Origin of the sequence: Gemmobacter aquarius (genome assembly GCF_003060865.1) — a bacterium.
In the GTDB taxonomy this organism is placed as follows: Bacteria; Pseudomonadota; Alphaproteobacteria; order Rhodobacterales; family Rhodobacteraceae; genus Paragemmobacter; species Paragemmobacter aquarius.
Window position 1 is genome coordinate 2,501,275 of record NZ_CP028918.1, and the last position, 17,516, is coordinate 2,518,790.

At 63.8% G+C, this 17,516-nt stretch carries 19 protein-coding genes and 1 other RNA gene; 6 read left to right on the plus strand and 14 right to left on the minus strand.

What is annotated here, in order from left to right:
- Positions 1-145: 145 nt before the first annotated feature.
- Positions 146-1,420 carry a guanine deaminase gene (guaD, locus tag HYN69_RS12040; RefSeq protein ID WP_108435953.1) on the plus strand — a complete coding sequence of 425 codons (1,275 nt, stop codon included), beginning with the start codon at positions 146-148 and terminating at the stop codon, positions 1,418-1,420.
- On the opposite strand, the gene HYN69_RS12045 is transcribed toward guaD, so the two are convergent.
- From HYN69_RS12045 to HYN69_RS12080, 8 genes are all read right to left on the minus strand, one after another.
- A complete protein-coding gene (locus HYN69_RS12045) occupies positions 1,417-2,460 on the minus strand; it encodes an ABC transporter ATP-binding protein (protein ID WP_108435954.1) in 1,044 nt (347 codons plus the stop codon). The genes guaD and HYN69_RS12045 overlap by 4 nt on opposite strands.
- The gene (locus HYN69_RS12050; protein WP_108435955.1) at positions 2,460-3,242 is read right to left on the minus strand and encodes an ABC transporter permease; all 783 of its coding nucleotides are present in this window, start codon (positions 3,240-3,242) and stop codon (positions 2,460-2,462) included. Before HYN69_RS12050 ends, HYN69_RS12045 begins: the two co-directional genes overlap by 1 nt.
- Positions 3,239-4,117, minus strand: coding sequence for an ABC transporter permease (locus HYN69_RS12055; protein ID WP_108435956.1), 879 nt, complete (start codon positions 4,115-4,117; stop codon positions 3,239-3,241). Before HYN69_RS12055 ends, HYN69_RS12050 begins: the two co-directional genes overlap by 4 nt.
- Before the next feature lie 112 nt (positions 4,118-4,229).
- Positions 4,230-5,333 carry an ABC transporter substrate-binding protein gene (locus tag HYN69_RS12060; protein WP_108435957.1) on the minus strand — a complete coding sequence of 368 codons (1,104 nt, stop codon included), beginning with the start codon at positions 5,331-5,333 and terminating at the stop codon, positions 4,230-4,232.
- A 195-nt stretch (positions 5,334-5,528) separates the two neighbouring features.
- Complete coding sequence (locus HYN69_RS12065; protein WP_108435958.1) at positions 5,529-5,846, minus strand: ribonuclease E inhibitor RraB; 318 nt, start codon at positions 5,844-5,846, stop codon at positions 5,529-5,531.
- Between the two features lie 3 nt (positions 5,847-5,849).
- Positions 5,850-7,187 (minus strand): 8-oxoguanine deaminase, encoded by a 1,338-nt coding sequence (locus HYN69_RS12070; RefSeq protein WP_108435959.1) that lies wholly within the window; start codon positions 7,185-7,187, stop codon positions 5,850-5,852.
- A 248-nt stretch (positions 7,188-7,435) separates the two neighbouring features.
- Positions 7,436-8,236: an inositol monophosphatase family protein gene (locus HYN69_RS12075; protein ID WP_108435960.1), complete on the minus strand. Its 801-nt coding sequence runs from the start codon at positions 8,234-8,236 to the stop codon at positions 7,436-7,438.
- Between the two features lie 77 nt (positions 8,237-8,313).
- On the minus strand, positions 8,314-8,676 hold the full coding sequence (locus HYN69_RS12080; protein ID WP_108435961.1) for a helix-turn-helix domain-containing protein: 363 nt from the start codon (positions 8,674-8,676) through the stop codon (positions 8,314-8,316).
- Positions 8,677-9,016: 340 nt separating this feature from the next.
- Here HYN69_RS12080 and HYN69_RS12085 point away from each other — a divergent pair, with 340 nt between their 5' ends.
- The 4 genes from HYN69_RS12085 (at position 9,017) to HYN69_RS12100 (ending at position 12,185) form a co-directional block, all read left to right on the plus strand.
- Positions 9,017-9,982, plus strand: a complete 966-nt coding sequence (locus HYN69_RS12085) for an NADPH:quinone oxidoreductase family protein (RefSeq protein ID WP_108437184.1) — start codon at positions 9,017-9,019, stop codon at positions 9,980-9,982.
- A 179-nt stretch (positions 9,983-10,161) separates the two neighbouring features.
- A complete protein-coding gene (locus HYN69_RS12090) occupies positions 10,162-10,896 on the plus strand; it encodes a Bax inhibitor-1/YccA family protein (protein ID WP_108437185.1) in 735 nt (244 codons plus the stop codon).
- 157 nt (positions 10,897-11,053) lie between these two features.
- Positions 11,054-11,875: a GAF domain-containing protein gene (locus HYN69_RS12095; RefSeq protein ID WP_159082451.1), complete on the plus strand. Its 822-nt coding sequence runs from the start codon at positions 11,054-11,056 to the stop codon at positions 11,873-11,875.
- A gap of 1 nt (position 11,876) precedes the next feature.
- Entirely contained in the window at positions 11,877-12,185 is a 309-nt protein-coding gene (locus tag HYN69_RS12100) for a hypothetical protein (RefSeq protein WP_108435963.1), read from the plus strand.
- A gap of 126 nt (positions 12,186-12,311) precedes the next feature.
- On the opposite strand, the gene rpmG is transcribed toward HYN69_RS12100, so the two are convergent.
- From rpmG to gatC, 6 genes are all read right to left on the minus strand, one after another.
- Positions 12,312-12,479, minus strand: coding sequence for a 50S ribosomal protein L33 (gene rpmG / locus HYN69_RS12105; RefSeq protein WP_108435964.1), 168 nt, complete (start codon positions 12,477-12,479; stop codon positions 12,312-12,314).
- 324 nt (positions 12,480-12,803) lie between these two features.
- Positions 12,804-13,205, minus strand: an RNA gene (rnpB, locus tag HYN69_RS12110) — RNase P RNA component class A.
- 40 nt (positions 13,206-13,245) lie between these two features.
- The gene (locus HYN69_RS12115) at positions 13,246-13,845 is read right to left on the minus strand and encodes an N-acetylmuramoyl-L-alanine amidase (protein WP_108437186.1); all 600 of its coding nucleotides are present in this window, start codon (positions 13,843-13,845) and stop codon (positions 13,246-13,248) included.
- Between the two features lie 74 nt (positions 13,846-13,919).
- On the minus strand, positions 13,920-14,714 hold the full coding sequence (locus HYN69_RS12120; RefSeq protein ID WP_108437187.1) for a hypothetical protein: 795 nt from the start codon (positions 14,712-14,714) through the stop codon (positions 13,920-13,922).
- 71 nt (positions 14,715-14,785) lie between these two features.
- The gene (gene gatA / locus HYN69_RS12125) at positions 14,786-16,267 is read right to left on the minus strand and encodes an Asp-tRNA(Asn)/Glu-tRNA(Gln) amidotransferase subunit GatA (RefSeq protein ID WP_108435965.1); all 1,482 of its coding nucleotides are present in this window, start codon (positions 16,265-16,267) and stop codon (positions 14,786-14,788) included.
- A gap of 8 nt (positions 16,268-16,275) precedes the next feature.
- Positions 16,276-16,563, minus strand: a complete 288-nt coding sequence (gene gatC, locus HYN69_RS12130) for an Asp-tRNA(Asn)/Glu-tRNA(Gln) amidotransferase subunit GatC (protein WP_108435966.1) — start codon at positions 16,561-16,563, stop codon at positions 16,276-16,278.
- A 145-nt stretch (positions 16,564-16,708) separates the two neighbouring features.
- Between gatC and HYN69_RS12135 the strand changes: the two genes are divergently transcribed.
- On the plus strand, positions 16,709-17,389 hold the full coding sequence (locus HYN69_RS12135; protein WP_108435967.1) for a metal-dependent hydrolase: 681 nt from the start codon (positions 16,709-16,711) through the stop codon (positions 17,387-17,389).
- The last annotated feature ends 127 nt before the right edge of the window (positions 17,390-17,516 follow it).

Below are 17,516 nucleotides of genomic sequence, written 5' to 3' on the forward strand. Positions count from 1 at the left end.
TTTGCGATTACCCCGACCCTAGCGAAAGCTGTTTCAACGAAACAGGGGCCGCGGGGAAATTTACCCATGCGCCAATTACGCATAGCTTTGCAAGCGGGCGTTAATCGCTCATGACAAAGCGGTGACGACACAGGAGAATACGCGTATGGCCGATCTGCTGCTGGGACAGGTTCTGTCCTTCACCGCCGACCCCTTCGTTGCGGGCGAAGCCGCTGCCCGTCATGAAAGCCACGGCGCGGTCTTGGTTGAAAACGGCCGCATCACTGCCACAGGCCCCGCAGATACGTTGCGCCGCAAGCACCCGCAGGCCACCTTGCATGACTACGGACGCAGCCTCATCACCGCAGGCTTCATCGACGCCCATGTCCACTACCCGCAAACCGCGATCATCGCCTCATGGGGCAAACGCCTGATCGACTGGCTGAACAGCTACACCTTCCCCGAAGAAATGCGCTTTGCAGATCCCGCCTATGCCGCCGAAATCGCCGATCGCTACCTGAACCTCGTCACCGCCCACGGCACGACAACCGTCTGCACCTACACCACCATCCACCCCGAAAGCGTCGACGCCATCTTCGCCGCCGCCCAGTCCCGCAGCATGCGCCTTTACGCGGGCAAGACCTGCATGGACCGCAACGCCCCCGAAGGGCTGCGCGACACCGCGCAATCGGCCTATGACGACTCCAAGCGCCTGCTGGAAAAGTGGCACGGCGCAGACCGCCTGTCTTACGTCATCACCCCCCGCTTCTCGCCCACCTCCACGCCCGAACAACTCGCGGCCCTCGGCCAACTCTGGCGCGAATACCCCGATTGCCTGATGCAAACCCACCTTTCGGAACAGACCGACGAAATCGCATGGGTGCGCGACCTCTTCCCCCAATCACGCGACTACCTCGACACCTACGAAGCCCAAGGGCTGCTGCGCCAAGGCGCGCTTTACGGCCACGCCATCCACCTGACAGACCGCGAACGCGCCCGCCTGATCGAGGCAGGCGCATCCCTGGTCCATTGCCCGACATCGAACACCTTCATCGGCTCGGGCCTTTTTGACATGACGCTCGCCACGCAGCTCCGTGTCGGCCTCGCCACCGATACCGGCGGCGGCTCCAATTTCTCGATGCTCCGCACCATGGCCGCCGCCTACGAGGTCGGCCAGTTGCGCGGCAACGCGCTGCACCCCGCACAACTCATCTGGCTTGCCACCGTAGGTTCGGCCCGCGCGCTGCACGCCGAAACCCGCATCGGCAACATCGCCGCAGGGATGGAGGCCGACCTCACCATCCTCGACCTCGCCTCGACCCCCGCAATCGAACAAGCCACCCGCCGCGCCGAAACCCTCTGGCAGCAGCTTTTCCCCACCATCATGATGGGCGACGACCGCGCCATCCGCGCAGTCTGGATCAACGGCAAGCCGCGTTAGGCGTTCAACACCACCAGATCGCGCGCCGAAAAACTGACCGAGGTTTCAACCCCCACGGCAGGCGGCGGCGCATCAGCACGGTTGAACGTGTCCAGAGCCACCTGCGTGCCCGCCACCCGCGCCTTGATCCGCAGGATCGACCCGAGGAATTCGACCGCTTCCACCTTGGCAGGCAACGTCACCTCGCCCGCACCCAAATGCAGCGATTCCGGTCGCAGCGCCACAGTCAGCCGCCCGCCCCGCGTGGCCTCCATCTCGTCGGACAGCCGCACCGTCACCCCGCCGATCCGCAAGGCACCCGCGCCTTCCGCTTCCGCCTCGAACAGGTTCAGCGTGCCGACGAAGGTGGCGACAAAGCGCGTCGTCGGGCGGTTATACACTTCGAACGGCGTGCCCACCTGTTCGGCAATCCCGCCGTTCATCACCACCACGCGGTCCGACATCGACAGCGCCTCTTCCTGATCATGCGTCACGAAGACCGCCGTGATCCCCAACTCGCGCTGGATTTCCCGTATCTCGGTCCGCAAAGACACGCGTATCTTCGCATCCAGCGCCGACAAAGGCTCGTCCAGCAGCAGCACGCGCGGCCGCACCGCCAGCGCCCGCGCCAAAGCGACCCGCTGTTGCTGCCCGCCCGAAAGCTGGAACGGGAAGCGCCCGCCCAGATCGGGCAGACCGATCAAGCGCAGCATCTCGGCCACCACCTTGTCACGCTCGCCCCGTGCCACGCCCTTGACCTTCAGGCCAAAGGCCACGTTGTCCGCCACCGTCATGTTGGGAAACAGCGCATAGGCCTGAAACATCATGCCAATCGCGCGTTCATTGGGCTTCTGCCCCGTCACGTCCTGCCCGTCGATATGGATGGTCCCCGCCGTCGGCGTCTCGAATCCCGCCACCATCCGCAGCACCGTGGTCTTGCCACAGCCCGAAGGCCCCAGCAGCGACACGAACTCACCCTTGTCGATCGACAGGTCGAAATCCTTGACCACACGGTTCGCACCGAAGGTCTTGACCAGATTGCTAAGCTCAAGGAATGCCATCAGGCTTTCGCCCTTTCGTGTTTCGAGAAACGGGTGACAAGCTGGATCAGCCCCATGCAGGCCCATGTGATCGCAAAGGCGATCACCGCCAGCGCAGGCGGCTCATAGGCGCGGTTGGCCCCCAGCAGTTGCATGAACGGCCCGAACGCCGGACGGTTCAGCAAAGCCGCCATGGTGAATTCGCCGATCACGATGGCCAGCGTCAGGAAAGCGCCCGACAGCACCGCCACCAGCACATTGGGCAGGATGATCCGCGCCATGATGGTAAACCACCCGGCCCCGAGGCTTTGCGCGGCCTCGGTCAAGGTCGCGACATCGATGGTCCGCAGTCCGGTATCCACCGCACGATACATGTAAGGCAGCGCCAGCGTCGTATAGCCCATGGTCAGCAGGATATCCGTCCCCACCGCAGACCCCGTCAACGGCAACCAGCTCGACGTGTTGTAAAGCCGGATATAACCGAACACGATGACGATGGCCGGAATGACCAGCGGCAAAAGCGTGATGAACTCGATCACAGGCCGCGCCTGCGGCAGTTTCAGCCGCACCCAATAGGCCGTCGGCACCACCAGCACCACGCCCACCACGATGGTCGCCGCCGCCAGCCCCAGCGAATAGCCGAAGGTGGCCCAGAACGTCGGGTCTTCGAACACCTTCACATAGGCGTCGAACGAATAAACCCCGCGCCGCATCTTCAGACTGAACTCGGTCATCCCGACAAGGGGCAGCAGAAAGAACAGCGACCCGAAAATCAAAGCGGCCCAAGCCGCGATCCGGCTCATTTCAGCCACCTCTCCGACCGCGTTCGCAGCACGATATAGGTCACATTGGCCAACCCCGTGATCACGATCATCCCGAAAGCCAGCGCATAGCCAAGGTTCGGATTGCCCAGCACATCGCCCCTGATCTGCGCGAACAGCTTGATCGGCACGATGTTCAACTGCGGCCCGGCCAGCGCAAAGGCCGTGGCAACGGCCCCGAAAGCATTGGCGAACAAAAGCGCGAAAGTCCCCAGAAGCGACGGAAACAGAATGGGCAATGCCACCATCCGCCAATACTGCGCGCCGGTCGCGCCCAAAACCGCCGCCGCCTCGCGCCATTCGCGCTTCAACCCGTCAAGCGCGGGCGTGATGATCAAGATCATCAACGGAATCTGGAAGAACAGATAGGTAACCACCAAGCCCCATACGCTCAGCAGATTGAAGCCTAAAGCCCGCAGGTTGATCCCGAACTCGGTCTTCAGCCACAGCGTCACCAGACCCGCAGGCCCCAGCGTGGCGATAAAGGCAAATGCCAGAGGCACGCCCGCAAAATTGGATGCGACACCCGAAAAGGTCAGAAGCGGTCCGCGAATTCCCTTGGGCAGCCCGCCGAACACCACCGCCGCCGCCATCGCAAAGCCGATGGCACAACCCAGCACAGCCGAGATCACCGACAGCTTGATCGACGTCCAATAGGCGGCGCGGATCGAACCGGTGTTCAGATCGACCATGTTCTGAAAGGTGAACCCGCCATCCACATCCTGGAATGCCCCGATCACCACCTTCATGGTCGGCAGTATCAGGAACAGCAGGGCAAACACGGCAAAGGGCAACAGCCCCAGCCATTCCAACGGCAGGCGCAGGCGCTTTCGTGGCGCTGCTTCGTCTCTGGCCATCCGGCTCCCCTGTCTGTCGTCACGCAAAACATCCAAGGCCATCGCGCGGCCCCTACCCATGGCAAACGCCCGCCCCGCCAACCGGCAGGGCGGGCGTCGCCGTCTCTATCGCTTACTCGACGACTGCGCCGACAGTGGCGTCCCAGCCCTCGGTCACTGCCGCCTTGTTGGCGTCAACTTCCTCGAGCGTCGGGAAATAGGCGTTCTTGTAGGCTTCTGCCGGCGGCATGGCGTCGAGAACCTCCTGCGGCACCTTGCCAGCCGAAACCATCTCGTCGAAGCGCGCGGTATGGCAACCGCCCTTGATGTAGCCAAGCTGCCCCTCGTCCGAGAAGATGTGCTCCATCCAAAGCTTCGCGGCATTGGGCTGCGGAGCGTAAGCGCTGATCGCCTGCACATAGACACCGGCAAGGGCGGTCGATTTCGGCACGACCACCTCGACCGGCGGGTTGCCTGCAAGGCTCTTGCCCCATGCCAGACCGTTATAGTCCCATGCGATGATGATCGGCGTGGTGCCTTGTGCCAGCGTGCCGGACTTGCCGACGGCCGGAACGAAATTGCCCGCATCGTTCAACTGCTTGAAGAACTCGAGACCGGCCTTGCCAGCATCGGCACCGGCTTTGGCGCCCGTCGACATGCCAGCTGCCATGATGGCCGAGATCGCCTGGTTCGACGACCGCGGATCGCCGGTCAGCGCAATCTGTCCCGCATATTCGGGCTTCATCAGATCGGCCCAGTCCTGCGGAACGTTGGCAACGAGGTCCTTGTTCACGACGAAAGCCATCACACCGTAATAGGCACCGTACCAATGCCCGTCCGCATCCTTGATGCCTTCCGGGATCGCGTCCCAGGTGGCGACCTTGTAGGGCTGCGTCAGCCCCTCGGCCTTGGCCGAAGGTCCGAAGGCCAGACCCACGTCGATGACGTCGGGCGCCTGCGGGCCTTTGTTGTCCTTGTTGGCCTTGATGGCCTCGATCTCGTCGGCCGAACCCGCATCGGGGTTCAGTTCGTTCACGGTCAGCTCAGGATGCTTCGCCTTGAACGAGGCGATGATGTCGCCATAGCCACACCAGTCATGCGGCAGCGCGATCGTGGTCAGCGTGCCTTCGGTCGTGGCAGCGGCCTCGATCTCTTCCAGCGATTGAGCCACAGCCATCGGCGCGGCCAGCATGGCGGCCATTCCCGCCGAAGCCATAAGCATTTTGCGAATCGTCATTCTTCATCTCCCTGGTCAGAAATTACTGACCGGTTTCCATAAGGCACGCCAAGCACCGGCTTGGCAGCCCTCTCGAACCGACCTGTTACAAAGCTAAAAGACCTTGTTACAATCCGGCAAGCCTCCATCGCATGCCAATGTAACAATTCTTCCGCCGCCGCTTGGCAAAGAAGAGGATTTATCAGATTTTCTGGCCTATTCCGCCAGATCCCACCCGTCAGGGTAGAAATCATGCCGCAGCGCAATCTCGGTCGACAGCCGCTCCTTCTCCCAGATCGCCTCGGGCGTCACCGGAATCGGCCCGACACTCGCCACCAGCGAAATGCCGTCCTCCTCGCGCTGGGTCTTGAACCCCTTGGCCTTCAACTCCTTCTCCAGCCCCGCCCAATTCGCATCCGTCTCTTCCAGAAAGAACACGAACTCGACCATCGCCGTCGCAGGCAGGTTCTTCACCCCCTTGAAACTGGCGAATGTCTCGCGCCGCTGCGCCTCGTAATTATGTGCAATCGCCATCTTCTATCCCATCAGCCTTGCTGCCAGCCTGTTCTGCGTCTCGACAACCCGTCCCAGATCGACCGTCGCCATCTGCCCGTCCCTTACCACCCGACGCCCCTCGACGAACAGATCGCGCACCCGCATCGGACCACAAAAGACCAGCGCGGCCACCGGATCCCATGCCCCCGCAGCTTCCACCCCCGACACGTCCCACACGGCAATATCGGCTCTCTTGCCAACCTCCAGCGACCCGCAATCGCCGCGCCCCAGCACCAGCGCCCCGCCCAGCGTCGCAATCTCCAGCGCCTCGCGTGCGCCCATCGCATCCGCCCCCAGCGCCACCCGCTGCAACAGCATGGCCTGACGCGCCTCGCCGATCAGGTTGCCCGCATCGTTGCTGGCCGATCCGTCGACCCCCAACCCCACCTTCACCCCCGCATCCCGCATCGCCCGCACCGGAGCAATCCCCGACCCCAACCGACAATTCGAGCAAGGACAATGCGCCACCCCCGTGCCTGACCGCGCGAAAAGCGAAATCTCGGCCCCGTCCAGCTTCACGCAATGCGCGTGCCAGACATCTTCCCCCGTCCATCCCAGATCTTCGGCATATTGTCCCGGACGGCAGCCGAACTTGGCCAGCGAATACGCAATATCCTCGTCGTTCTCCGCCAGATGGGTGTGCAGCATCACGCCCTTGTCCCGCGCCAGAACCGCCGCTTCCCGCATCAGATCGCGGCTCACCGAAAACGGCGAACAGGGCGCCAGCCCCACCCGCACCATCGCCCCCTCGCCCGCATCGTGAAACGCGTCCACCACACGAACCATATCTTCCAGTATATCCGCCTCGCGCTCCACCAGCGCATCCGGCGGCAACCCGCCATCGCTCTCGCCGATGCTCATCGCCCCCCGCGTCGGATGGAACCGCAACCCCACCTCGCCCGCCGCATCGATCGTATCTTCCAGCCGCGCCCCGCCCGGATAAAGGTACAGATGGTCCGAGGTCAGCGAACACCCCGAAAGCGCCAGTTCCGCCAACCCGACCTGAGCTGACACGAACACCTCCTCCGGCCCGAACCGCGCCCAGATCGGGTACAGCGTCTTCAACCAGCCAAACAGCAGCGCATCCTGCCCGCCGGGAACCGCCCGCGTCAAAGTCTGGTACAGATGGTGATGCGTGTTCACCAACCCCGGCGTCACCACGCAGCCCCGCGCCTCGACCACCTCGCCGGTGGTCACAAGCCCCGTGCCAACGCCCGCGATCACCCCGCCGCGGATCAGCACATCCCCGCCCGCAATCTCGCGCCGCGCCCCGTCCATCGTGACAACGGCCGCAGCCCCGCGGATCAAAACCTCGTCCATGGCAAACCCCCCGACCCTTCGGTGCAAGCCACTCCGGCCAAACCCGCGCGACAGAAGGGGAAAGGACTCGCGCCAAGCCCGGAAACCCTACCCCAACCCAGCCTTCCCCTCAAACCCATTCACACTCGCCCAAATATCCCGCCGGGGGAGAGGGGCCGCACGGCCCCTCGGGGGGCGCGAAGCCCCCCTCTTCACCCGAGCGTAAGCGAGATGAAAGACTTGCGCGGGCCTGCCCGCGCTCCGTTTGGTCAGCCGTTCAGCAGCGCCAGCGCCTCGGCATGGATCTCCGCATTGGCCGCAGCCAGCACGCGGCCTCCGTCATGGCAGGGCCGCCCCTGCCAATCGGTCATGATGCCACCCGCCGCCTCGATCACCGCAATCGGCGCCTGCACGTCATAGGCCTGCAACCCCGCCTCGATCACCAGATCGATCATCCCCGCCGCAACCAGCGCATAGGCGTAGCAATCCGTGCCATAGCGCACCAGCTTCGCCCGCCCGGCCACACGGCGGAACGCGGCCCCCTCCTCGGGCGTGCCCACCTCGGGAAAGGTCGAAAACAGGATCGCCTCGCCCAAAGGCCGCGCCGCGCGGCAGCGCAGGGGCGCAACCCCCGAAGGCCCCGTCACCAGCGCCCGCCCCAGACCACCCTCGAACCGCTCGCGGATATAGGGCTGGTCGATCACCCCGTAGACCGGCCCCGCCGCGTCACGCACCGAGATCAGCACCCCCCAGGTCGGCGTGCCGGAAAGATACCCGCGCGTCCCGTCGATGGGGTCGAGCACCCAGGTCAGCCCGCTCGTCCCCGCGACAGGCCCGAACTCCTCGCCCAGCACACCGTCCGCCGGACGCCGCCGCGCCAATATCTCGCGCATCCGCGTCTCGGACAGCCGGTCCGCCACCGTCACCGGATCGAACCGCTCCACTTCCTTGTTGTCTGCCGTCAGCCCGCCCGAGCGGAAATGCAGAAGCGTCGCCTCGCGCGCGGCTTCTGCCAGTTCGGCTGCGGTCGCAAAGATATCTTCCGCCTCGTCTGCCGAAATCCGTTCCATATCTGCCTCCGCCTGACTGCCCTCCCCGCCTAAGCGCGGGAAGGATACGCGTCAAGCATGGCAAGTCGTCTCGGCCCTCAGGCCGCGTCGCTCAGCACGCGGGCCAGATCGAACAGGCGGCGGCGCTGCGCCTCGGGGATCGCGTAATACGACCGCACCAGTTCCAGCGCTTCCTTGTCGGCCATGAAATCGCTTTCGGCGGCACGGGCCGTCTCGCGGGCATCATCCAGCCCTTCGAAGAAGAAGCCGATGGTCACACCCAGCGCATCTGCCACATCCCAAAGCCGCGATGCCGAAACGCGGTTCATCCCGGTCTCGTATTTCTGGATCTGCTGGAACTTGATCCCGACCTTGTCGGCCAATTGCTGTTGCGTCATCCCCACCATCCAGCGACGATGGCGGATACGCTTGCCCACATGCGCGTCAACCGGGTGTTTCATGGCTCAAAGCTCCTGCATACCTGTCCGTACAAACCTATAAGCATAATCCATGCCAAAATCAGCGAAGCGCAGCAGAACGGAAAAAAATCGGACGAAGCCCCGAAAACCTGTCTTTTTGGATATGTCTAATTATACAGTCGGACAAGTATTACCCCCTGAAAGCGAGTGATCATCCTGTGCGGTTTCGAAACAAAAGATATACGCCTTTAGCGTGTTTAGCTTTTTGATTCGCAATTTGCAAATAACACGCCAAAAATTCGCAAAACGCAACGAAGCGCAAGCCGCATTCCCGTCCAACCTGCGGCTCCTTGCGTCGCAACACGCAACAAGAGCAATGAACATGCGCGCCTGGCAGATCGAAACCCTCGGCTCCGCACCCGTAATGCGCGACCTGCCCCGGCCCGTTCCGACCGCCGGACAGGCTTTGGTCGCGATCGAGGCCTGCGGTCTGAACTTCGCCGACCTCCTCATGGCCGAAGGCCGCTATCAGGAACGCCCCGCGCTGCCCTTCATTCCCGGCCTCGAATGTGCCGGCACCGTCCTTGCCCTCGGCCCCGACACCATAGGCCCGGCACCCGGCACCCGCGTCGCCTGCAACGCCGGCATCGGCGGGCTGGCCGAGGCCGGAGCCTTTCCCGTCGAAACCCTCGTCCCGATCCCCGATGCGCTCTCCTTTGAACAGGCGGCAGGCTTCCAGATCGCCTATGGCACCTCGCACCTCGCCCTGTCGCACCTCGCCCGCCTGCAACCGTCCGAAACCCTGCTCGTCCTTGGCGCGGCCGGAGGCGTGGGCCTGACGGCGGTAGAAATCGGCGCCGCCCTCGGTGCCCGCGTGATCGCCTGCGCCCGTGGCCCCGAAAAACTGGCCATCGCCCGCGCGGCAGGCGCATCCGTAACCATCGACAGCGACACGCCCGACCTGAAAGCCGTCTTGAAAGCCCTCGGTGGCGTCGATGTCGTCTATGATCCTGTGGGCGGCGATGCCTTTGCAGCCGCCTTGCGCGCCACCCGCCCCGGCGGACGCATCCTGACCATAGGCTTCGCATCCGGCAGCGTGCCGCAGATTCCCGCCAACCTTCTTCTGGTCAAGAACCTCAGCGTGATCGGCCTGTGGTGGGGCGGTTACGCCAAATTCGCACCCGGAACCGTGTCAGCCACCCTGTCCACCCTCTTCGACTGGTTCGCCGCAGGCCGCCTGTCCCCGCACATCTCGCACGTCCTGCCGTTCGATGCCCTTCCCGGCGGCCTCGATCTCTTGCGGTCACGTGCCGCAATAGGCAAGGTCATCCTCCGCACGCGGGCCTGACAAACCACTCCCGCCACTTTGCAAACAGCCCCGCGAAGGCCACTCGCGCAGCCGGCCCGCCTCGTCGGGTTTTCGTCCGGCAGGTTCTTGAAATGCTGCGCGATGATCCCGATATGGAACGCATACGGACTGCGGGGCCAAACAATCCGCAGCCGGGGGTCAATATCGGAGGCTTATATATGGCTGACTACCAAACGATCCGCACGGTCGGCGCAAGCGCCGGGACCGCCCAGATCGACGCCGGGCTTCGCGCCCATATGAACAAGGTTTACGGGCTGATGTCCGTCGGCATGCTGCTCACCGGCGGCGTGGCATGGGCTGTCGGCACCTCGGACCTGCTCAACGTCCTGCGTACGCCCGAAGGCGGCATGACGATCGTTGGCTGGGCCGTGATGTTCGCGCCGCTTCTGATGGTGTTTGCCTTCGGCGCCGCGATCAACCGCATGTCCTTCTCGGCGGCACAGCTGTTCTTCTACGCCTTCTCGGCGGTGATGGGCCTGTCGCTCGCATGGATTTTCAAGGCCTTCACCGGCGTGTCGATCGCGCAGACCTTCCTCGTCACATCGATCGCCTTCGCCTCGCTCTCGCTTTACGGCTACACCACCAAGCGTGATCTGTCGGGCATGGGCACCTTCCTGATGATGGGTCTTGTCGGGCTGATCGTGGCCTCGATCATCAACATCTTCATCGCCTCCTCGGCGATGGCCTTCGCGATCACCGTGATCGGCCTTCTCATCTTCGCAGGCCTCACCGCCTACGATACCCAGCGCATCAAGACCGACTACATCGCCCATGCCGCGCATGGCGATCAGGAATGGCTTGGCAAATCCGCCGTGATGGGCGCGCTTTCGCTCTACATGAACTTCATCAACATCTTCATGTTCCTGTTGCAGTTCATGGGCAACCGCGAATAACACGCAGCCGAAATGACAGACATCAAGGGCCGGTCACCAGACCGGCCCTTTTTGGTTTTTGCAGAAGAATAGCGTGATTTGCGCCTAACCGTGGGTCAATTCCAGCCGTTATTGCCAATGGCACCATCCGTGCCGAATGCAATAAGAAGGTATCGAATTGAGCCAGTTCATCCCAGCCAAGAAACCAGCCAACGAAGTCCCTCGCTTGCGCTCGGTGCATCGCACCGGATTGATGGACAGCGCGCATTCCGACCGCTTCGACATCTACACCGATCTCATGCGCCGCCTTTCGGGCTTTCCGGTCGCCTATTGCGGACTGATCGACGAAGCGCGGCAGTACTTCCTGTCGCACAATTTCCCCCAGTGCATGCAAGTCCCCGAAGTGCCCCGCGACCAGACGCTGTGCCAGTTCGCGCTGACCCAGCCCACGCCCTACATCGTGGCCGACATGCGCCTGCATGAGAAACTCTCGGTCCACCCCCTCGTCACCGGCGAGCCGCGTTTCGTCGCATGGGCGGCCTTCCCGCTGGTGACAGCCGAAGGCCACGTCCTCGGCACGCTCTGCGCCACCGATTACGAACCCCGCCACCTGACCGCCGACCAGATCGAGATCATGCGCCGCGTCGCCTCGGAATTGGCGCTGGTGATCGAAGCCCAGGTCGAACTGCGCGAAGCCTCGGCCCGCCGCTTCGCCTCGGCCCTGTCGCAACTGTCCGATCAGCCCTCCCTTGACCGCACCGAAACAGCCGTGCGCTACCTGCGCCTGTGCGAAGGCACGCCGGGCAGCGCCGACGACTACCACCGCCTCGCCGCCTCGGGGCTTGTCGACAAGGGGCCTGCGGGGGAAGCGGTCCTGTCGGCGCTCGGCCGCAACCTGCAATCGCGCCTCGGGCTAGCACCGTCCGGCTTTGCCGCACGGCGCACGGTGCTCAGCTCCGATGCGCTGATGGCCGATCTGCTCGATCTGGTGGGTGTCTGACATGCTTGCAAAGATCTACAACCTGCGTTTCCAGAACCTGAACGACGCGCGCCATGCCGCGACCTACATTTCCGAAGGCATGGGCGGTCTGGTGGGCGAATTGAACATCTCGGGCCTGACGGTCCTTCTCCGCAAGGAAGGGGTGGTGCAGGCCATCGCCCGCTTCGACACGCAAGAAGACTTCGTCCGTGTTCAAAACAAACGCCCCGATGTCATCTCGCTGCTGCAAAAGCGCTTCCCCTGCATGATCGAGGATATAGCCGCAGTCACCGTCTACAGCTACGAACGCGAAGCCGTGTCAACGGTCTGACCCTTTCCCACCCGCAGGAAAACAAGGCCGCTCCGCAAGGTGCGGCCATTCGCATCTAAAATCCTGCGCCAACGCAAAAGACCGCCCAAAGGGCGGCCCTGCATCTGTCAGACCGAACGGCAGATCTTACTTGATCTTGCCTTCCTTGTACTCGACATGCTCGCGCTTTACGGGGTCGTATTTCTTGACCGACATCTTCTCGGTCATGGTGCGGGCGTTCTTCTTGGTCACATAGAAGTGGCCCGTGCCCGCGGTCGAGTTCAGACGGATCTTGATCGTCGCCGGTTTCGCCATGGTCGTCTCTCCTGCATCGGGGAAACGCACTGCCCCCGCGAAATCTCTTGAAGCCCGCCTTTTACTTGCACAAGGGCCAGAGTCAACAGCGGAAACGCCGCCCCTGCCATCTAATTGAGTGCCTTGCGGCACAAGCTTCTTGTGTCGCCTGCGCGGGCAAGCCCGCTTGTCTCCGCACGGGGGCGCTGCCCCCACGGCCTTCGGCCTCCCCCGGAGTATTTGACGCAAAGGTGAAGCACGAAAACGGCTTCATCCTTGCCCAAATACTCTGGGGTGAGCCGCTCGCGGCGAGGGGCGAAGCCCCTTTCCCCGGTCAGGCATCGATTGCGCGGATGGCCTGTAAGCCGGATTCTGTCCCGGGGCCCGATCTTGCGACCTTCCCCCATGGATGACCATTCCTCTGCCGCTCGTGTTACCACGGCGGTCAAGCTGCCAACCCGGGCCTCTGGGCTGAAGCGTCCCTGCGGAGGTCTCTGCCTGAGCAGACCTTTCCGCGCGAGGCCCCTATTCGGCATTGCTCCGGGTGGGGCTTGCCGTGCCGTCCTTGTCGCCAAGTCCGCGGTGGGCTCTTACCCCACCGTTTCACCTTTCCCCCGCATGCGGGGTAGTCTCTTCTCTGTGGCGCTTTCCCTGGGGTTGCCCCCGCCGGGGGTTACCCGGCACCCTTGCTTCATGGAGTCCGGACTTTCCTCGAGGCTTGCACCCCGCGGTCATCCAGCCATCCGCGCGAGGTGCGGCTTACGCCCCCGCCCCGCCTGCGTCAACGTCAAAGCGCCACGGGAAAGCGCCGCGCCAGATCGCAGGCCATCCCTGCATCGACCGCGTCGGGCGGTCCCTTCGCATGGGGCCGAAAGCGCAACCGGAAGGCCGCAAGCAGCAGCGCCTCGTCCTCGACAACATAGCCGAAGGCACGGGCCGCCGCCGCGAACGCTGCCGGATCCGCCGTCCCGCTTTCCGGCCACACCGCCAAGCCCTGCAAAGCCAGCCGCCGCCAGTCGAACCTTGGCCCCGGATCGGCCTTGCGCGCAGGGGCCATATCCGAATGCCCGATCACCCGCGCAGGCGGAATGGCCCAGCGCGCCATGATCCCCGCCAGCAACGCCTCAAGCGCCGCCATCTGGGGCTCGGCAAAGGGCTGTCGCCCGTCATTGGCAAGCTCGATCCCGATCGAGCGTGAATTGACATCGACAACCGCGCCCCAAGCGCCCGCTCCAGCATGCCAGGCCCGCATCGCCTCGGGCACCAGCGCCTCGGCCTCGCCGGTCTCTGAAACCAGCCAATGCGCCGACACTTCCGCCTCCGCGTCGCACAGACGCGCCCGCGCCTCGGCGCAAGACGCCATGGCGGTGTAATGCAGCACGATCATGTCGGGCAAAACGTCGCCGCGCCGCGCCGAGAAGTTGGGCGAAGGCCAGCTTTCCAACCGAACGTCCGACGCGCTTATTGCAGGCGGAACGGGCGCGGGTCCCACTGGCAGGCAAATCCGTCGCCATCGGGGTCCAGCCCCTTGCGGTCGCGCTTCGGTCCGCCCGATTCCAGAAACGCCTGCTGCGCCAGATCGGATGACCCATAGCGGGCACAGGCCACCAACGGGTCGGTCAGCCGCAGCGAAGACCGCGTATACATCTGGGTGCCAGGATTATGCGTCGTCGCCAGCGCGAATTCCACGATATTCGGCCCCGTCGCGGTCCGCTGCGGAATAGCGGTCGGCTGGACCACCTGATATTGTGCGCGGTTGCGGGCCAGCCGTTCCTTGTCGCTCTCGATCGTCTCGCGGCTCGACACGGCGCTGAAATCCTGCTCGTCCGAGATGCCGGTGTTGTTATGCGCCATCTCGCCCGATTCCGTCTGGATATTGGTCGGCGCATCGCCACGAGGCCGGTTCGGATCGAGCGTGCCATTCGCTGCAGGCTGGGTATAGGTCGGCTGGACGTTGGTCGAAAGCGGGGTATTCACCGGATCGAGCGACGGCGCCGCTGTCGCGAACACCGACTGGTTCGGATCCTGAACGCCGGTCGCACGGTCGATCGCTGCAGATGCGATGTCAGGAGAAAAGCCCGAAGGTGCCTGTGAAAGCGGCGAGACCGGAGCCACCGGCTGACGCGCCGCCGAAGCGGCCTGTTCGCGCATGTAACTGTTGTAATCGCCAAAACCGACCCCTGCCGCAGAATCCGGCACGCGCGGTGCACAGGCGGCAAGCCCGACCGTCAGACAAAGGATAAATTGGGTCCGCATGGTTCTGCCCCGGTCCGTTTCTGGCAAATGCCCGTTTCGTCTTTGGCCTGTCTTGTCTTTGGCCAGCGCCATTACCACCATTTGTGCGGCTTTGCCACAAAGCCCGCGGCCTGCTCCAGCACATAGGCGTGATTGAGCAGCGCGCCCTCTTCCCAGGGCCGTCCGATCAGTTGCAGGCCCATCGGCAGACCCTTGGCATCCAGGCCGACCGGAACCGAAACGCCCGGCAAGCCCGCAAGGTTCACCGTCACGGTGAAAACATCGTTCAGATACATCTCGACCGGATCGGCACTGGCCATCTCGCCAAGGCCAAAGGCGCTCGACGGCGTGGCAGGCGTCAGGATCGCATCGACCCCCGCCGCGAAAGCCAGATCGAAGTCGCGCTTGATCAACGCCCGCACCTTGCGCGCGCGGTTGTAATAGGCGTCATAGAACCCCGCCGACAACACATAGGTGCCGACCATGATCCGGCGCTGCACCTCGGGGCCGAACCCCTCGGCGCGGGTCTTCTCATACATCTCGGTGATCCCGTCGCCCGCCGACAGGGCCGCCCGATGCCCGTAGCGCACCCCGTCATACCGTGCGAGGTTCGACGACGCTTCGGCAGGTGCGATTACGTAATAGGCAGGCAGCGCATATTTCGTATGCGGCAGGCTGATATCGACGATCTCGGCCCCCGCGTCGCGCAGCATGTCGGCCCCTTTGGCCCACAGCGCCTCGATCTCGGCAGGCATCCCGTCCATGCGGTATTCCGCAGGAATGCCGATTTTCTTGCCGCGGATATCGCCGGTCAAAGCCGCCTCGAAATCGGGCACCGCCAGATCGGCCGATGTCGAATCCTTCGGATCATGCCCCGACATGGCGCCAAGGAAAATCGCCGCATCCCGCACGCTCTTCGTCATCGGCCCCGCCTGATCGAGCGATGAGGCGAAAGCCACCACCCCCCAACGCGAAACCCGCCCGTAAGTCGGCTTGATCCCCACGATCCCCGTGAAAGCCGCAGGCTGGCGGATCGACCCGCCCGTATCGGTGCCCGTGGCCCCCAGACACAGGTCCGCCGCCACCGCCGCCGCAGACCCGCCCGACGATCCGCCCGGCGTCAGCTTGCGGTCGTCGATCTTCCAGGGGTTCACCGCATTGCCATAGCAAGATGTCTCGTTGCTGGACCCCATGGCGAATTCGTCCATGTTCAGCTTGCCCAGCATCACCGCGCCGGCATCGAACAGCTTGGTGGTCACCGTCGATTCATACTCGGGCTTGAACCCGCGCAAGATGTTGGAAGCCGCCTGCGACGGCACGCCCTTGGTACAGAACAGATCCTTGATGCCCAGCGGAATCCCGCACAGGTCGGGCGCATCCCCGCCCTTCAACCGCGCATCGGCGGCGCGTGCCTGATCCAGCGCGATATCGGGGGTCTTGTGCACGAAAGCGCCCAGCCCGTCGGCCGCATCGATCGCCGTAAGGCAGGACATGGTCAGATCGACGGCCGAAATCTCGCCCTTGCGCAACGCGTCCCGCGCAGCGGCGATGGTCCATGTGTTTGCAGTCGTCATGGGCGCGCTCATTCCACCACCTTCGGCACCGCAAAAAAGCCTTCCCGCGCATCGGGCGCGTTCTTCAACACCTGGGCCTGGATATTGCCATCCGTCACCACATCGGCCCGCCGCTTCAGACGCATCGGCGTCACGCTGGTCATCGGCTCGATGCCCGTGACATCCACCTCGTTCAACTGCTCCATGAAGGACACGATGTCATTCAGCTGACCGGCCAACTTGGGCAGGTCAGGCTCCTCGACGCGGATGCGGGCCAGCTTGGCCACCCGCCGCGCGGTCTCGATGTCGATGGACATGGGGTTCGCTCCGGATTTGCTTTCGCCCGTTTAGCCCCCGCCATGCCACCCCGCAAGACCCGCACCCGCCGAAACCGCCACCCCACGCATTCCCTTTTGCCGATCCGCCGCTAAAACAATCCCAAAGGTTAACAAAGGATACCCCATGCAGATCACCTGGCTCGGCCATTCCGGCTTCCGCATCGAACTCGAAACCGCAGTCCTGCTGGTCGACCCGTGGCTCTCGGGCAACCCGATGTTTCCCGCAGACCGCCGCGCCGAGGCGATCCGTGGCGCCACCCACGTCCTGCTCACCCATGGCCACGGCGACCATTCGGCAGACGCCGCCGCGATCTGCAAGGAACTGGATATCCCGCTCGTCGCCATCTACGACCTCGCCGCCCATTTCGAGAAAACCGAAGGCGTCAAGATCATCGGATACAACAAAGGCGGCACCGTCACCCTGAACGGCGCCAAGGCCACACTGGTCAACGCCTGCCACTCATCGAGCCTCGGCGACGTGCCGGTCGGGTCGGAATGCGGCTTCATGATCGCAGGCGACGGCCACACCATCTATGTCTCGGGCGATACCGACATCATGGCCGATATGGACTGGATGGGCGACCTGCACAAACCAGACATCGGCATCCTGTCGGCCGGTGGCCATTATACGATGGACATGGCACGCGCCGCCTATGCCGCCAAACGCTACTTCGATTTCAAGACGGTCATTCCCTGCCACTACCGCACCTTCGGCGCGCTGGAACAGAATGCCGACACGATGCGCGATGCTCTTCCCGGCGTGACGGTGATCGAACCCCAGGTCTTGACCCCGATCACCCTCTGATCAAGCGGAGCGCGGGCAAAGCCCGCGCAAGCCTTTCCTCTCGCTAGCGCTCGGCGAAGAAAAGGGGGCTTCACCCCCTCTTGGCCGTTCCGGCCAATTCACCCCCAGGATATTTGGACCAAGGAGA

Coding starts and splice junctions, on each gene's coding strand:
- gatA (WP_108435965.1), bottom strand. CDS start 16,267: ATGACGACTGCAAACACATGGACCATCGCCGCTGCGCGGGACGCGTTG.
- guaD (WP_108435953.1), top strand. CDS start 146: ATGGCCGATCTGCTGCTGGGACAGGTTCTGTCCTTCACCGCCGACCCC.
- HYN69_RS12115 (WP_108437186.1), bottom strand. CDS start 13,845: ATGATCGTGCTGCATTACACCGCCATGGCGTCTTGCGCCGAGGCGCGG.
- gatC (WP_108435966.1), bottom strand. CDS start 16,563: ATGTCCATCGACATCGAGACCGCGCGGCGGGTGGCCAAGCTGGCCCGC.
- HYN69_RS12050 (WP_108435955.1), bottom strand. CDS start 3,242: ATGAGCCGGATCGCGGCTTGGGCCGCTTTGATTTTCGGGTCGCTGTTC.
- HYN69_RS12120 (WP_108437187.1), bottom strand. CDS start 14,714: ATGCGGACCCAATTTATCCTTTGTCTGACGGTCGGGCTTGCCGCCTGT.
- HYN69_RS12135 (WP_108435967.1), top strand. CDS start 16,709: ATGCAGATCACCTGGCTCGGCCATTCCGGCTTCCGCATCGAACTCGAA.
- HYN69_RS12060 (WP_108435957.1), bottom strand. CDS start 5,333: ATGACGATTCGCAAAATGCTTATGGCTTCGGCGGGAATGGCCGCCATG.
- HYN69_RS12065 (WP_108435958.1), bottom strand. CDS start 5,846: ATGGCGATTGCACATAATTACGAGGCGCAGCGGCGCGAGACATTCGCC.
- HYN69_RS12085 (WP_108437184.1), top strand. CDS start 9,017: ATGCGCGCCTGGCAGATCGAAACCCTCGGCTCCGCACCCGTAATGCGC.
- HYN69_RS12045 (WP_108435954.1), bottom strand. CDS start 2,460: ATGGCATTCCTTGAGCTTAGCAATCTGGTCAAGACCTTCGGTGCGAAC.
- rpmG (WP_108435964.1), bottom strand. CDS start 12,479: ATGGCGAAACCGGCGACGATCAAGATCCGTCTGAACTCGACCGCGGGC.
- HYN69_RS12080 (WP_108435961.1), bottom strand. CDS start 8,676: ATGAAACACCCGGTTGACGCGCATGTGGGCAAGCGTATCCGCCATCGT.
- HYN69_RS12100 (WP_108435963.1), top strand. CDS start 11,877: ATGCTTGCAAAGATCTACAACCTGCGTTTCCAGAACCTGAACGACGCG.
- HYN69_RS12090 (WP_108437185.1), top strand. CDS start 10,162: ATGGCTGACTACCAAACGATCCGCACGGTCGGCGCAAGCGCCGGGACC.
- HYN69_RS12055 (WP_108435956.1), bottom strand. CDS start 4,117: ATGGCCAGAGACGAAGCAGCGCCACGAAAGCGCCTGCGCCTGCCGTTG.
- HYN69_RS12070 (WP_108435959.1), bottom strand. CDS start 7,187: ATGGACGAGGTTTTGATCCGCGGGGCTGCGGCCGTTGTCACGATGGAC.
- HYN69_RS12075 (WP_108435960.1), bottom strand. CDS start 8,236: ATGGAACGGATTTCGGCAGACGAGGCGGAAGATATCTTTGCGACCGCA.